This is a genomic window from Lutibacter sp. HS1-25 (assembly GCF_004121075.1).
Lineage (GTDB): Bacteria > Bacteroidota > Bacteroidia > Flavobacteriales > Flavobacteriaceae > Lutibacter.
Genome location: NZ_RHLN01000001.1, coordinates 1 through 14,783, shown reverse-complemented (window position 1 = coordinate 14,783; position 14,783 = coordinate 1). Strand labels below are relative to the sequence as shown.

The window sequence follows — 14,783 nt, the reverse complement described above, 5'->3', positions numbered from 1 at the left end:
ATATAAAACTCCTAAAATATATGCTAAGATTTCTGTTAGCAAAGAATACCCAATAAAAATTAGAAATAGTTTTAATTTAAGACTATTTCTAATTTTTGGGTAATAAACAATACCTGTAACAAGTATTGTTAAATAAATTAATGGATATATTAAAAAAAAATATTTCAAAATTATTGTGGGTATGCTGCTGAAGGTGGATAACCCATAGAACCTCTATTCATTCCTTCAATACTTTCAACATCTGCACTTGGAGCTGCTACTGCAATACCATCTTTTTGTAAAGAACCAACTCTAGGTTGTGTTGGCACCATAAATACGGTAGACAATGCTTTTTTATCTTGCTTTTTATCATTAGTAGCATAAGCACCAAAATAAATACGGATACCATCAATATCAATATTTTTTGCTTTACCTTCTGCCTCTACATAAGCTATGTATTCTTTTAATTCGTCTAATGAAAACCATGAAGAAATAGCATCTTTTTCTTTAGGTTTTCCGGTTTCTCTTTCAACAATTTTATCCAAGTCTTTTGAACGAGTTTTGATAAAATTTTGGTTCAATTCTTTTGCTTCTTCTGCAGTAATTAATTTCATAAAATGTTTAATTTAAATTAAGTGTTAAAGATATGCAATTATAACAATCTATGTGATCTAAAAATAAAGGGGAAATATCCCCTAAGCATTTTAGGTGTTTTCCCTTGCAAATATATTGAGTAGCTCTAATACATTTGTACTCACAAAAGATCAAATATTATGGATATTTTAAGTATAAAAAACTTCAAAAATATTAAATTAATATTAACAAGTATATTAATAGCATTTGTAATTATATTAAATTTATATATGTTAAGTAAGGTAACTTCAAATTCAAAAGAATTTAGAGAATTTGAAAAAAAGAATTACGTAAAAAATCATTAAACCAAGGCTCGTCCCCTAAAAAAAAATTCCTTTAATAGCTTAAGGGTATTAAAATCGATATTGGGCAGATTTTAGAAGGTTGCATTTGTGCAACCTTTTTTTTGTGATAAAACTTCCATATTCTTTTTGTTAAAGTATCTTTGCACCCTAAAAATATTTCAGAAAATGGAAAATGTAAGAGTACGCTTTGCTCCTAGTCCAACAGGACCTTTACATATTGGTGGTGTTAGAACTGCACTTTTTAACTACTTGTTTGCAAAAAAATATAACGGTACATTTATTTTACGTATTGAAGATACAGACCAAACTCGATATGTTGAAAATGCTGAAAAATATATTATAGACGCATTAAACTGGTGTAATATTCCTTTTGAAGAAGGACCAGGTAAAAATGAAAAATTTGGACCTTACCGTCAATCTGAACGCAAAGAAATTTACAAACAATATGCTGAAGATTTAATTGCAAAAGGCAAAGCTTATTACGCTTTTGATACTGCTGAACAATTAGATTTTCACAGAACAGATCACGAAGCAAAAGGTAAAACTTTTATTTACAATTGGCACAATAGAGCTAAATTAACAAATTCCATTTCGCTTTCTGCTGAAGAAGTTTCGCAACGTATTGCCAATGGCGAAAATTATGTAGTGCGTTTTAAAATGCACGAACCTGAAATAAACAATGAAGATGCCATTATTGAAGCCAAAGACATTATACGTGGAACAGTTAATTTTAAAACTGCCATTTTAGACGATAAAGTTTTGTTTAAAAGTGATGGTATGCCAACCTACCATTTGGCAAATATTGTTGATGACCATTTGATGGAAATAACACACGTAATTCGTGGTGAAGAATGGTTGCCTTCACTTCCACTTCATATTGCTTTATACGAAGCTTTTGGTTGGAAATCTCCAGAATTTGCACATTTACCATTGATTTTAAAACCAGTTGGAAAAGGTAAATTAAGCAAACGAGATGGTGATAAATTAGGTTTTCCAGTATTTCCATTAGAATATATAAACAATGAAACAGGTGATGTTTCACGTGGTTATAAAGAAGATGGTTATTTTGCGGATGCTTTTATAAACATGCTGGCATTGTTAGGATGGAATCCAGGTACTGAACAAGAAATTTTTAGTTTAGAAGAATTGTCAAATGCCTTTACTTTAGAACGTGTTAGCAAAAGCGGTGCTAAATTTAGTCCAGATAAAACAAAGTGGTTCAATCAGCAATATATGATGTTAAAATCTGATGCTGAATTGGCTGAAATATTTACACCTATTTTAGCTGAAAAAGGAATTGAAAAACCTTTGAATTATATAGAAAAAGTGGTTTCATTGATAAAAGAACGTGCCACTTTTGTAAACGATTTTTGGGATTTAGGAAACTTTTTCTTTGTAAATCCATCAAATTATGATGAAAAAGCAGCTAAAAAGAATTGGAAAGAAGATACTGCTGAATTGATGCAAGAATTGGTTGCTGTTTTAGAATCAATTGAAGATTTTACATCTATAAATATTGAAACCATTGTAAAAGAATGGATTACAGCCAAAGAAATTGGTTTTGGTAAAGTAATGCAACCTTTTAGATTGAGTTTGGTTGGCGAAATGAAAGGACCTCACCTTTTTGATATTGCTGAAATGATTGGAAAACAAGCAACAATAGATCGTATTAAAAATGCGATAAACGCTTTATAGCTTTTTTTTAAATTGTGTGATTGTAACTTATTACAATCACACAATTTTTTATATTATTGATCAATTTCCAACTTCACATTGTAATCAATTAAAGCATCTTTGTAGTTTTCAGGCTTAAAATTAGCTGAGCTAAATTCAATTTTACGTTCATTTCGCATATTGATATGTTTAATAGAACGCAAAAATCGTCTTACATCATTATTGCTTTTTAAGATCAAACCTGGAACTTGAATTCCTTTTCCGTTTTCATCTCTGGCTACCATTGAAAAATAAGATGAATTACAGTGTTTTGAAACTCCTGTTCTAATGTTTTGAGACTCAACCCTAATACCAACTACCATAGATGAATGGCCAACATAATTAACTTTTGCTCTTAATGTTACCAACTCTCCTACTTCAATAGGATTTAAAAAATCAACCCTGTTTACTGAGGCTGTTACACAATATTCTCCTGAAAATTTTGAGGCTGATGAAAAGGCTGCTTTGTCCATTAAAGACAAAATAAATCCACCGTGAATTTTGCCGCTAAAATTTGAATGCGAAGGCAACATTAACTCTGTTAAAATTACTTCAGACTCATTTGGAGTTTTAAATTTAATGTTCATATAATTTATTTCTTTCTGTTTTTTCAACTTCAGTTACAAAATATTTAGAATCTCCTAACCATGGAAACGTTTTAAAACGTTCTTTATACTTAAGTCTAACATAAGCACCTTGGTAATCTACCAATTGTTGAATTAATTCTTTTTCGTGATCTTCAACCGAAAAAACAAAAATTTGTCCTTCAGAAACTCCTTGACTAATTTCTCCTTCCCAAGTTTTAAAAATCAACCCTTTATGACTAAATTTAACCAATTCACCTGCTCTATATCCTTGGCTATAAGTTAAATAATAAACAGCTAAAAAATAAATTAATAACGCAACGGTAACAATTCCAAGCGTGTAATATAAAAATTTTTTCATACTAAAATATATTTAATGAATAGTACGTATTTCTAAATATTTTGAAAGCAAAGTTAATTTCTTTTGAATATAAATGAATTCAACCTGTTAAATTTTACAAAATTCCTCAAATTGTTAATTAACTGCTCTTTTAATTATTTTAAATACGTTTTTTTATCCCAATAGGTAATTTTTAAATTGTAATGTATTCAATTTTGTTAAATGAAACTAAGATAACTGTTATATTATTTAAAATTTCAATTTTATAATGCTTCTAAAATTCGTTTAGGTGTAATTGGCATTCTGTTTACTCTTGCACCACAAGCATCAAAAACAGCATTTGCAATGGCGCCACCCACACAAATAATTCCTGGTTCACCCCCACCTTGTGGTTTTGCATCCATTTTATCTATAAAAACACAAGTAATTTTTGGCGTATTTGAAAACTTTGTAATTTGATAATTTTTAAAATTACGCGTATTAACCTTTCCGCCATTAAATTCAACTTCTTCATATAATGCATATCCAAGTCCCATTGTAACACCACCTTCACCTTGAACGGTTGCACCATGCGGATTAACAACCTGACCCATATCTTGCGCTAAAACAACTTTTATTGGCGTTACAACTCCAGTTAATTTATCAACAAAAACTTCAGCAATTACTGCAACACAAGTCCCAGCATCTTCGCCTAAAGCAATACCATAACCGTGTCCTTCTTCCTTTTTTCTGTTCCATTCAAATGCTTCAACTGCCAAATTAAGAGTTGCAGTCATATCTTTATTATTTAAATTTTTCAATCTAAATTCTAAAGGATCCATACCAATTTTATAAGCAATAACATCGATATGAGATTCACGTGCAAAAGTAGTTGAATTGTTACCCGGAGCTCTCCAAGCACCTGTTCCTAATGGATTTATACTTGTATTTAATGCACTTGTATGGCTATCTCCTTTAACATTTTTTTGGTTAAATGCGCGGGTTCTATTGTTTTCAACACCATAAAAAACCGAAGTTCCTCTAGTTCCTGCACAATAAATATCAAATTCCCACAAAGTTAATTTACCTTCATTATCTACACCAGAAGTTATATTAACAACGGTTGCCGGTCTAAATCTATCGTACATAAACTCTTCTCTCCTGCTCCAAACCAATTGCACAGGTTTTTTACAAGATTTTGCAATTATAGCAGCTTCAATAGCTTGTTGATTGTATATTTTTCCACCAAAACCACCTCCTAAAAAAATTTGTTTCACATGCACTTTTTCAGTTGGCATTTTCAATTCATTTGCCAATTGATCACGCAAACCAAAAGGCGTTTGGGTAGAAGCCCAAATAATTAATTTATCATCTTCAAAATAACAAGTTGCAGCATGTGTTTCCATAGATGCATGTGCTTTATAACCATCTAAATATTTGCCTTCAATAATGGTTTTTGAAATTTGTTTACCAGTAGCTAAATCACCAGCTTCTTGAAAAACTTTAAAATCGGTGATATTGTCTTCTAAATATTGAAATATGGTATCTGTGTTTGAAGTAGCTTTAGGCGCATCCCAAGTTACTTTTACTTTTCTAGCAGCACTATTAGCAACCTCTAAATTTGAATGCACTACAGCCACTAAATCGCCTTCGTTAATTAACGTTACCCCTTCAAAATTAGCCAAACCAGCAGTATCTACAGCTATTTTTTTAGAGCCATAAACTGTTGGTCTAATTACTTTAGCATACACCATTTGAGGTAATTTAATATCACCAGAATATTGTGCTTTACCAGTAACTTTAGCCTTGGCATCCATACTTATAATGGGTTGTCCTATAATTTTAAAATCTGTTGATTTTTTAATTTCAGGTTTGGTAGTTAAAGTTTTAACAATTCTTTGTCCTTTTGTAATTTGGGCAAATGTTATTTTTTTTGAAGTATTATTTGTTACAAAAATAACACCGTTTTCAATAGCCAATTCATTGGTATTTACTGCTAATTTTTCTGAAGCCAATTGCAGTAAAATTTCGCGAGCTTCAGCAGCAGCAGCTCTTAAAACAGGATCAGAAAAACGGGTAGTACGTGAACCCCAAGTTCCGGCATCATACGGACATAAATCTGTATCGCCCATAACCATATCAATAACATTGATTGAAACTTGTAATTCATCGGCTAAAACTTGAGCCAAAGAAGTGTAAATTCCTTGTCCCATTTCAATTTTACCGATATAACAATTTACGCGTCCGTCTTCTTTTATTCTTAAATAAGCATTAAAATTTGAAGGATCTTCTTTTTGATTTTGCGCAAAACCATCTAATAACGATAATTTTCCCAAGCAAAAAACAACAATAATTCCGCCACCTAATTTCTTTAAAAAATCACGTCTATCTAATTGAATAGGCTCATTATCAACATCACTAAAATATATTTCATCAATTTTATCTGGCTTCATAATTTATATTTTTGAGTTCATTTTTTTACCTGCTAACTGAATGGCTTCAATAATTCGATTATACGAACCACAACGACATAAATTTTCTTCCATTTCTTCAATTATTTCATCACGAGTAGGTGTTGCATTTTTAAGCAATAAACCATAGGCATTCATAATCATTCCAGGAGTACAAAAACCACATTGCAATGCATCAATTTCAATAAATGCCTGCTGAAGTGGATGTAAATTACCATTGGATTCTAGATCTTCAATAGTCAATATTTCCTGCCCTTTAACAGTTTCAACAGCTAACATACAAGAACGAATGGCTTCATTGTTAATTACCACTGTACAAGCTCCACAATCGCCCAAACCACAACCAAATTTAGTACCTGTTTTATCTAAATTTTCTCTAATAACGTTTAACAAAGATTCGCTGCCTTCAACTTCAACAGTTACAGCTTCGCCATTTAACTTAAAACTAATAGATTGGCTCATAGTTACATATTTTATTTCTCATTAAAATTAATTAATAATTTGACTATTAACTAATAAGGTTTTATTTAAATTCAATTTTTTAAGCTATTTAAATTTATTCTAATTTAATTATTAAAAATAAATTGTAACACTTAGCATTATTCTAATACAAATACTATACACGCTTTATGATATAAACGCTAAAATTTGTATCTTTAAAAGATTAAATAATCTTAAAAAAATTGAAAAAATGATTGTTACTTATGTTATTATTTTTATTGCTGTAGTGCTTGTTGCATCTGGTTTATTCACCGTAAAACAACAAACTATTGCCATTATTGAACGTTTTGGTAAATTTGAAAGTACCAGAAATCCGGGTTTACAACTTAAAATACCTTTAATAGACCAAGTTGCCGGGCGTATTAGTTTAAGAGTACAACAACTTGATGTTATTGTTGAAACCAAAACAAAAGATGATGTTTTTGTGCATTTAAAAATTTCTGTACAATTTTTGGTTAGACCAGCACACGTTTATGATGCTTTTTACAAATTACAAAACCCACATGAACAAATTACAGCTTTTATTTTTGATGTTGTAAGAGCTGAAGTTCCTAAAATGATTTTAGATGATGTTTTTGAGAAAAAAGAAGAAATTGCATTGGCTATACAACGCGATTTAAAACAAGCAATGTTAGAATATGGTTACGATATTATTAAAGCGTTGGTAACTGATATTGATCCTGATGAAAAGGTGAAAATTGCCATGAACCGTATCAACGCTGCTGATCGTGAAAAAATTGCTGCACAACACGAAGGAGATGCACAACGCATTTTAATTGTTGAAAGAGCTAAAGCTGAAGCAGAAAGTAAACGTTTACAAGGTAAAGGTATTGCAGATCAACGAAGAGAAATTGCACGTGGTTTAGAAGAAAGTGTGGTTGTTTTAAACAGAGCTGGTATCAACAGTCAGGAAGCATCAGCATTGATTATTATTACCCAACATTACGATACTTTACAAAGTATTGGAGCAGATACAAAATCGAATTTAATTTTATTGCCAAACAATCCAAATGCAGCCAGTACGATGCTTAACGATATGGTTACAAGCTTGGTAGCTGCAAATAAAATGATTGAATCTGAAGATAATGATATAACTAAAAAACCTAAAAAGTAACATGTTAGTAACAACAACAAATACCATTGAGACCCATACTATAAAACAATACTTAGGCATTGTTACTGGCGAAACCATTATAGGTGCCAATATTTTTAAAGATTTTTTTGCAGGAATTAGAGATATTGTAGGCGGAAGATCTGGCTCTTATGAAAGTGTATTAAGAGAAGCCAAAGATACTGCTTTAAAAGAAATGCAGGAACAAGCGCAAAGAATAGGTGCAAATGCTGTAATTGGGGTAGATTTAGATTATGAAACCGTTGGTTCTAATGGAGGAATGTTAATGGTTACCGCCTCTGGAACAGCAGTTAAAATCTAAAAATTAACAACTTTATAAAAACAAAAAACCTGAGAAATTTCTCAGGTTTTTTTTATATTATTTAGTTTTTAAAACTACTTTTTATCTTCAATTTTTTTGTCAGCATCGTCATCATCTTGAGTTGCTTTTTTAAACTCCTTAATACCGCTACCTAACCCTTTCATCAACTCTGGTAATTTTTTACCTCCAAACAATAATAAAACGGCTAAACCAATAATTATCCATTGCCAAGGTCCAACCATTCCTAAAAATATAGTAAGTGCATTCATGTTTTTTAAATTTTAGGTTACAAATATACTAATAAAATTAAAACCAATAATAAATATTATAAATGAAACTTTAATACTCATTTACAAGTATTTACATTGTTATTTTTGTTCAATTATACCTCCAACAACCTTTTTTGTTATCAATTCTTTAGGGGTACCTTTATAATAAATATTACCTCCAAAATTTACACTGGCATTTAACAATTCTTCAGCTTTTACTTCAATAATACCACCAGCCGTTGCAGTTGCAGTAGTTTGTAAACTCACTAAATTAAAACCTTTGTAAATACCACCAGTATTGATATCTATGGTTTGATTTTGAGCTGTTCCATGAACCTCAATAATTCCACCTGAAATAGCTTTAGCTGTTATATATTTAACTTTTAACGGTAATTCTATATGCGCACCTTCTTGTACTTTTAATTCTATACTTAACTGTTCAATTTTATCATCAGAAATAATAAAAGCACCTTCATTAGCATCTAAAACACCTAAATTTTTGTTGTAATATAAATTAATATTGATGTCATCTGCTTTAAAACCATCAGTAAATTTTAGACTTAATTTTAGCAAACCGTTTTTATTTTTTACCGAAACTTGATCTGCTTTAGAACCTGTAATTACAATTTTATTTTCATCAGATTTAACCAATTTAACTGTTAAACCACTAAATACTTTTAAATCGTTAAAATCACCTAAATTGGTTGTCATATTTTGTTGTCCAAATACCAATGAACAAGCAAATAATAATACAAATGTTATTTTTTTCATTTTAATATTTTATTTCAAATTTTCTATTACTCTTTTCACTTTTTCCTGAATTTCAATGGCTAACTGAGCAAGTTTTTCATTTTTTACTGAATTCATAGCTGCAATTGGATCTACTGCTGAAACTTCTATATTGCCATTTTCATGGGCTTCAACAATAAAATTACAAGGAAGAAAAACACCTATTTTATCTTCGCTTTTTAAAGCTTCGTATGCAAATTGAGGATTACAAGCACCTAAAATTGTATACTTTTTAAAATCAACATTAATTTTATTTTTCAATGTTTTATCAATACTAATTTCGGTAAGAACACCAAAACCTTCTTTTTTTAATTCGGCTGTTGTAAGTACAATGGCTTCATCAAAATTTTTACTTTCTAAAATTTTACTAAAATAATAACTCATAACTATTTAATTTGATATTATAACTCACAAATTAATCAATAATTATAACTTTATGAGTTAATTATTTACCAATTTTTTCGAGCAAAGTAAAATCCAAATGCTTGCGTTCTAAATCGGTCTTTTTTACTTTTATTAAAACGTGATCACCTAATTGATAAAGATTTTTTGTTGATTGACCTACCAAAGCATATTGCTTTTCATCATACAGGTAATAATCATCTTTTATATCGCGAATTCTTACCATTCCTTCGCATTTATTTTCAATAATTTCAACATAAATTCCCCATTCTGTAACACCTGAAATTACACCTTCAAACTCTTGATCTTTATGGTCTTCCATATATTTCACCTGCATATATTTAACAGAATCTCTTTCGGCTTTTGAAGCCAATTGTTCCATATCAGATGAGTGCTTACATTTTTCTTCGTAACCTTCGGCTTTTGGAGATTTTCCGCCTTCTAAATAATGTTGCAACAAACGGTGTGTCATTACATCGGGATAACGACGAATTGGTGATGTAAAATGACTGTAATAATCAAATGCCAAACCATAATGACCTATATTTTGAGTGGTATACACTGCTTTACTCATAGAGCGAATTGCAAGTGTTTCAATCATATTTGCCTCTCCTTTACCGTGAACATCTTGCAATAACTGATTTAATGAAGAAGATGTTGTTTTTTTATCTTTTGTATCAATTTTGTTTTTATATCCAAACTTACTAACAATACCCTGTAAAGACATTAATTTGTCTAAATCTGGCTCATCGTGAACACGATAAACAAAGGTATTTTTAGTTGCAACACCTTTTTTACGACCAACAAATTCGGCAACTTTTCGGTTTGCCAATAACATAAATTCTTCAATTAATTTATTAGCGTCTTTAGATTCTTTAAAAAACACACCTACAGGCTCTGCATTTTCATTTAAATTAAATTTAACCTCTACCCTATCAAAAGTTATTGCACCTTGCTGTAAACGCTTTTTACGCAGTTTTTTTGCAAGTGTATCCATTTTTAAAATTGCCGAAACAATTTCGGGTGCAACTGTATAAGCTTCACCAGTTATAGAAATTTCAGAAGAAACATTACAGTTTAATTGCTGGTTAAGCGTAGACGAAACTTCTTTTTCGGCATTATTATCACTATTATTTCGCTGAGTGTCTATATTATTTTCAATCAATTCTTGTGCTTCTTCATAAGCAAAACGTTTGTCGGAATAAGTTACCGTTCTACCAAACCATTCATTTAAAACTTCTCCTTTTTTGTTCATTTCAAATACTGCAGAAAAAGTTAATTTTTCTTCATTTGGTCGTAATGAACAAACGCCGTTTGATAAAATTTCAGGCAACATAGGTACTACTCTATCAACTAAATAAACCGAAGTTGCTCTTTTATAAGCTTCTTCTTCAATAATAGTTTTTTCCTGAACGTAATGCGAAACATCAGCAATATGAATTCCTATTTCATAATTACCATTTTCCATAATTTCAAAAGACAAAGCATCGTCAAAATCTTTGGCATCTTTTGGATCTATGGTAAAAGTTAAATCTTTACGCATATCTCGGCGCTTTGAAATTTCTTCTTTAGTAATATCAAAAGAAATTTTTTCAGCTTCAGCTTCAACATTTTTAGGAAATTCATAAGGTAAACCATACTCTAAAAGTATAGAGTGCATTTCAGTTTCGTGATCACCTGGCATTCCTAAAACAGTAACAACTTCACCAAAAGGATTTTTAGAATTTGCAGGCCAATCGGTCATTTTTACCAATACTTTTTCACCATCTTCAGCATTGTTTAATTTATTTTTTGCAATAAAAATATCGGCATACATTTTAGCATCATCAGCAATTAAAAAACCAAAGTTTTTATTTAGTTGTAAAACACCAACAAATTCGGTTTTAGCACGCTTAATAATTTCAACTACATCTCCTTCTTCTTTACTGCTATTTTTACGACTGTATTTATAAATTCGTACAGTATCTTTATCTAAAGCTCTGTTTAAATTACGTGCCGGAATGTAAATATCTTTTTCTAATTCGTCGCAAATAAAATAAGCATTTCCGTTGGTTGTAGCATCTAAAGTTCCAATAAAATACTTATCTAATGGCAAAATTTTAAACTTTCCACGTTCAGTTTCTTCAACTTTTTTTTGCCCTTTTAATTCTTCTAATTTTTGGATAATTTGATTACGACCATTAGGATCTGTTATATCTAATTTGGCAGCAATTTGTTTGTAATTAAAACTATTTTTAGGATCTTGATTTAATAGTTTTAACAATTTTCTGGTTAAATCTTTTATAACGTTCCCTTTCTTTTTATAAATTGTTTTTTTCTTCGGCATTCATTATTTTTTATAATTACATCAAAAATACAAAATATAAGACTTCACTATGTTAATTAAAACTTATATAAATTAAAATGATACCATAATTTATAATTTTTTGATTAAAGTAATCTAAATATCAAAGTAAAATATCAATCTAGTTTTTACAAATCTTTATTTAGAAGAAACCATAAAAAGTATTTTATTTTAATAAAATTTGAAATGAAACAAAAATTTAAATGTTATTAACAACTATAATAATTAAAAAAAAGATTTTTAAAATTTAAAAAAAAGATTGGTTGTTATTATTGTTTGTTAATAGCTACAATAATTAACTGAATTTTAATTTTGATATATCAGTTATTAATAGATATTAACATGTTATTAATTTATAAAAGGTTAAAAATCAATAATAGTAAATAGGTTATAAACAATTATTAAAAATTAAAAATTAACTGTTTTTTTGAATAACATTTTAATTGAAAATGTTAAGAACCTATTAAAAAACTGTTAAAAACTTTTGTTAAAAAAATCATAAATAAATTTGGTTATTTCATGTCAGTTTTTGCATTAAACTATTCTTATTAATAATCAAAAAAAAGTTTTCTTTTTTAAGTAAAAACTTATTGACAATGTTAATAAAACGTAAAGTAATTGTTAATCAGCTTTTTAAAATTTAATATTAACAACGTCTTTTTTTTCTGTTAATAACTGCTATTTCGTAATTTTGCGCTTCAACTTATTAACAAAAACAAAAAAAATGACAATAGCCATTGGAAATGATCACGCGGGAACCGAATATAAATTCGAAATTATTAAATTATTAGAAAGCAAAGGTATTAAAGTTTTAAATTTTGGAACCAATACAAATGCTAGTATGGATTATGCCGATGCTATACACCCAGTTGCCAATGCGGTAGAAAGTGGTGAAGCAACTTACGGAATTATTTTATGCGGAAGTGGTAACGGAGCTCAAATGACTGCTAATAAACACCAAGGTATTAGAGCTGGTTTGGTTTGGAACAATGAAATTGTTGAATTGATAAGATTGCATAATGATGCAAATGTATTAACCATTCCTGCACGTTTTGTGTCTTTACAACAAGCTTTAGGTTTTGTTGAAATATTTTTAAATACGCAGTTTGAAGGTGGTCGTCATCAAAACAGAATAGATAAAATTCCAACAGGCTGCTGCTAATTAATTGTTAATTTTAAATTATTAATTACGAATTATTAATTTGTAATTGACATTATTTATTAAAAAAATGAGTCACAATCATTCACACAATCATTTATCTATTTCGGGTAAAAATTTGTTAATTTCAATAGTTTTAAATGTATTAATAACTGTTGCTCAATTAATTGGAGGTATACTTTCAGGAAGTTTAGCATTAATTTCAGATGCTGTTCATAATTTTTCAGATGTAATTTCATTGATAATTAGTTATGGTGCTAATTTATTATCAAACAGTAAAAAGCAAACCAAACAATATACTTTTGGATACAAACGTGCCGAAATTATTGCAGCATTTATCAATGCAGCATCTTTAATTGCTATTGCTATTTTTTTAGCAATTGAAGCTGTTAAAAGATTTAATACACCTCATGATATTGAAGCTGGTATTGTTATTTGGTTGGCACTTTTAGGAATTTTAGCAAATGGTTTTAGCGTTTTACTATTAAAAAATGATGCCAATCATAATTTAAATATGAAAACTGCTTATTTGCATTTATTAACAGATATGTTAACTTCAGTGGCTGTTTTTTTAGGAGGTATAATTATGAAATACTATCAAATTTATTGGATAGATGCTTTGTTAACACTTATTATATCTTTTTATTTAATTTATATGAGTTGGGAAATTTTAGTTACTTCAACCAAAATCTTAATGCTTTTTGCACCAAATCATATTGTAATTGATGAGGTTGCAGATGAAGTTTTAAAGGTTGATGAAATTAAAAACATTCACCACGTTCATATTTGGCAATTAAATGAAAACGATTGTCATTTAGAAGCACATATCGAATTTTATAAAGATATTAACCTATCTGATTTTGATGTAATTTGCGAAAAAATTGAACAAGTTTTACTAGATAAATTTCAAATAAATCACTGTAATTTTCAGCCCGAATTTAAGCGCGACGATGAAAAAGAATTGATAAAACAAGATTAACGTATGCTTCAAATTACCACCAAATTATTTACTGAATTAACAACCAATCAATTGTATGAAATATTGCAATTACGCAGTGAAGTATTTGTTGTTGAGCAAGATTGTGTTTATCAAGATATAGATTATAAAGATCAAAAAGCAATTCATATTTTAGGTTATAAAAACGAAAAATTAGTTGCCTATACACGTATTTTTAAACCTGGTGATTATTTTGAAAAATCGAGTATTGGTAGAGTTGTAGTAGCTTTTAATGATCGTAAATTTGGTTATGGACACGTAATTTTAAAATATTCTATTGAAGCTATTGAAACCTATTTTAAGGAAACAGAAATTAAAATTTCAGCTCAAAAACATTTAAAACTTTTTTATGAATCTCACGGATTTATTCAAAATGGTGAAGAATATTTAGAAGATGGAATACCACATATAGCAATGCTAAAATTAATATAAATGAGCAATTCAAAAGTAAAAATAACAAGTGTAGAAAAACTTTCAGATAATTGGTACCAACTTGACAAAGTAAATTTTGAATATCAGCTTAAAACTGGTAAATGGCAAAGCCAAAGTCGTGAATGTTATGACCGAGGTGATGGCGCTGCAATTTTACTATATAATTTAGCAAAAAAAACGGTGATTTTAACCAAACAATTTAGAATGCCAACTTATTTAAATGAGAATTTAGACGGTATGATGATTGAAGTTTGTGCTGGTTTATTAGATGCTGATGATGCATTAACTTGTATTAAAAAAGAAGCTGAAGAAGAAACAGGTTTTAAAATTAACAACCCTACAAAGCTATTTGAAATTTATTCAACACCAGGTGCTGTTACTGAAAAAATTCATTATTTTATTGCTGAATATAGTGATGAAATGAAAGTTAATGAAGGTGGTGGTTTAGAAGAA

The 14,783-nt window shown here is 29.3% G+C and carries 16 protein-coding genes; 7 read left to right on the top strand and 9 right to left on the bottom strand.

Translation table 11 applies throughout. From position 1 onward, the window contains the following. Positions 1-170: 170 nt before the first annotated feature. The gene (locus EC396_RS00080) at positions 171-593 is read right to left on the bottom strand and encodes a hypothetical protein (protein WP_129364659.1); all 423 of its coding nucleotides are present in this window, start codon (positions 591-593) and stop codon (positions 171-173) included. Positions 594-1,082: 489 nt separating this feature from the next. On the opposite strand from EC396_RS00080, the gene gltX reads away from it, so the two are divergent. After that, on the top strand, positions 1,083-2,612 hold the full coding sequence (gene gltX / locus EC396_RS00075; RefSeq protein WP_129364658.1) for a glutamate--tRNA ligase: 1,530 nt from the start codon (positions 1,083-1,085) through the stop codon (positions 2,610-2,612). Positions 2,613-2,665: 53 nt separating this feature from the next. Here gltX and EC396_RS00070 read toward each other — a convergent pair whose 3' ends face one another. The 4 genes from EC396_RS00070 to EC396_RS00055 form a co-directional block, all read right to left on the bottom strand. Beyond that, a complete protein-coding gene (locus tag EC396_RS00070) occupies positions 2,666-3,217 on the bottom strand; it encodes an acyl-CoA thioesterase (RefSeq protein ID WP_129364657.1) in 552 nt (183 codons plus the stop codon). Continuing rightward, complete coding sequence (locus tag EC396_RS00065) at positions 3,207-3,575, bottom strand: 6-phosphogluconate dehydrogenase (RefSeq protein WP_129364656.1); 369 nt, start codon at positions 3,573-3,575, stop codon at positions 3,207-3,209. Before EC396_RS00065 ends, EC396_RS00070 begins: the two co-directional genes overlap by 11 nt. 242 nt (positions 3,576-3,817) lie before the next feature. Then, entirely contained in the window at positions 3,818-5,986 is a 2,169-nt protein-coding gene (locus tag EC396_RS00060; RefSeq protein ID WP_129364655.1) for a xanthine dehydrogenase family protein molybdopterin-binding subunit, read from the bottom strand. A 3-nt stretch (positions 5,987-5,989) separates the two neighbouring features. Then, positions 5,990-6,466: a (2Fe-2S)-binding protein gene (locus EC396_RS00055; RefSeq protein ID WP_129364654.1), complete on the bottom strand. Its 477-nt coding sequence runs from the start codon at positions 6,464-6,466 to the stop codon at positions 5,990-5,992. 229 nt (positions 6,467-6,695) lie between these two features. On the opposite strand from EC396_RS00055, the gene EC396_RS00050 reads away from it, so the two are divergent. Both EC396_RS00050 and EC396_RS00045 read left to right on the top strand, forming a co-directional pair. Further along, entirely contained in the window at positions 6,696-7,619 is a 924-nt protein-coding gene (locus EC396_RS00050; RefSeq protein ID WP_129364653.1) for an SPFH domain-containing protein, read from the top strand. Between the two features lies 1 nt (position 7,620). Beyond that, positions 7,621-7,938, top strand: coding sequence for a YbjQ family protein (locus EC396_RS00045; protein ID WP_129364652.1), 318 nt, complete (start codon positions 7,621-7,623; stop codon positions 7,936-7,938). Between the two features lie 74 nt (positions 7,939-8,012). On the opposite strand, the gene EC396_RS00040 is transcribed toward EC396_RS00045, so the two are convergent. The 4 genes from EC396_RS00040 to EC396_RS00025 form a co-directional block, all read right to left on the bottom strand. Beyond that, a complete protein-coding gene (locus EC396_RS00040; RefSeq protein WP_129364651.1) occupies positions 8,013-8,207 on the bottom strand; it encodes a twin-arginine translocase TatA/TatE family subunit in 195 nt (64 codons plus the stop codon). Positions 8,208-8,306: 99 nt separating this feature from the next. Further along, the gene (locus tag EC396_RS00035) at positions 8,307-8,978 is read right to left on the bottom strand and encodes a head GIN domain-containing protein (RefSeq protein WP_129364650.1); all 672 of its coding nucleotides are present in this window, start codon (positions 8,976-8,978) and stop codon (positions 8,307-8,309) included. A gap of 9 nt (positions 8,979-8,987) precedes the next feature. After that, positions 8,988-9,380, bottom strand: coding sequence for a DUF302 domain-containing protein (locus tag EC396_RS00030; RefSeq protein ID WP_129364649.1), 393 nt, complete (start codon positions 9,378-9,380; stop codon positions 8,988-8,990). Between the two features lie 61 nt (positions 9,381-9,441). After that, the gene (locus tag EC396_RS00025) at positions 9,442-11,724 is read right to left on the bottom strand and encodes a ribonuclease R family protein (RefSeq protein WP_129364648.1); all 2,283 of its coding nucleotides are present in this window, start codon (positions 11,722-11,724) and stop codon (positions 9,442-9,444) included. A gap of 742 nt (positions 11,725-12,466) precedes the next feature. On the opposite strand from EC396_RS00025, the gene EC396_RS00020 reads away from it, so the two are divergent. The 4 genes from EC396_RS00020 to EC396_RS00005 all read left to right on the top strand — a co-directional run. After that, positions 12,467-12,904: an RpiB/LacA/LacB family sugar-phosphate isomerase gene (locus tag EC396_RS00020; protein ID WP_129364647.1), complete on the top strand. Its 438-nt coding sequence runs from the start codon at positions 12,467-12,469 to the stop codon at positions 12,902-12,904. A 67-nt stretch (positions 12,905-12,971) separates the two neighbouring features. Next, entirely contained in the window at positions 12,972-13,880 is a 909-nt protein-coding gene (locus tag EC396_RS00015; protein ID WP_129364646.1) for a cation diffusion facilitator family transporter, read from the top strand. Positions 13,881-13,883: 3 nt separating this feature from the next. Continuing rightward, the gene (locus tag EC396_RS00010; protein WP_129364645.1) at positions 13,884-14,330 is read left to right on the top strand and encodes a GNAT family N-acetyltransferase; all 447 of its coding nucleotides are present in this window, start codon (positions 13,884-13,886) and stop codon (positions 14,328-14,330) included. After that, on the top strand, positions 14,331-14,783 hold a 453-nt coding region (locus EC396_RS00005; RefSeq protein WP_129364644.1), incomplete at its 3' end, for an NUDIX domain-containing protein.

Bases quoted from the DNA above. Each gene is read 5' to 3' on its own strand.
- EC396_RS00040 (WP_129364651.1), bottom strand. From the start codon at position 8,207: ATGAATGCACTTACTATATTTTTAGGAATGGTTGGACCTTGGCAATGG.
- EC396_RS00020 (WP_129364647.1), top strand. From the start codon at position 12,467: ATGACAATAGCCATTGGAAATGATCACGCGGGAACCGAATATAAATTC.
- EC396_RS00030 (WP_129364649.1), bottom strand. From the start codon at position 9,380: ATGAGTTATTATTTTAGTAAAATTTTAGAAAGTAAAAATTTTGATGAA.
- EC396_RS00010 (WP_129364645.1), top strand. From the start codon at position 13,884: ATGCTTCAAATTACCACCAAATTATTTACTGAATTAACAACCAATCAA.
- EC396_RS00070 (WP_129364657.1), bottom strand. From the start codon at position 3,217: ATGAACATTAAATTTAAAACTCCAAATGAGTCTGAAGTAATTTTAACA.
- EC396_RS00065 (WP_129364656.1), bottom strand. From the start codon at position 3,575: ATGAAAAAATTTTTATATTACACGCTTGGAATTGTTACCGTTGCGTTA.
- gltX (WP_129364658.1), top strand. From the start codon at position 1,083: ATGGAAAATGTAAGAGTACGCTTTGCTCCTAGTCCAACAGGACCTTTA.
- EC396_RS00015 (WP_129364646.1), top strand. From the start codon at position 12,972: ATGAGTCACAATCATTCACACAATCATTTATCTATTTCGGGTAAAAAT.
- EC396_RS00035 (WP_129364650.1), bottom strand. From the start codon at position 8,978: ATGAAAAAAATAACATTTGTATTATTATTTGCTTGTTCATTGGTATTT.
- EC396_RS00080 (WP_129364659.1), bottom strand. From the start codon at position 593: ATGAAATTAATTACTGCAGAAGAAGCAAAAGAATTGAACCAAAATTTT.
- EC396_RS00055 (WP_129364654.1), bottom strand. From the start codon at position 6,466: ATGAGCCAATCTATTAGTTTTAAGTTAAATGGCGAAGCTGTAACTGTT.
- EC396_RS00060 (WP_129364655.1), bottom strand. From the start codon at position 5,986: ATGAAGCCAGATAAAATTGATGAAATATATTTTAGTGATGTTGATAAT.
- EC396_RS00025 (WP_129364648.1), bottom strand. From the start codon at position 11,724: ATGCCGAAGAAAAAAACAATTTATAAAAAGAAAGGGAACGTTATAAAA.
- EC396_RS00050 (WP_129364653.1), top strand. From the start codon at position 6,696: ATGATTGTTACTTATGTTATTATTTTTATTGCTGTAGTGCTTGTTGCA.
- EC396_RS00045 (WP_129364652.1), top strand. From the start codon at position 7,621: ATGTTAGTAACAACAACAAATACCATTGAGACCCATACTATAAAACAA.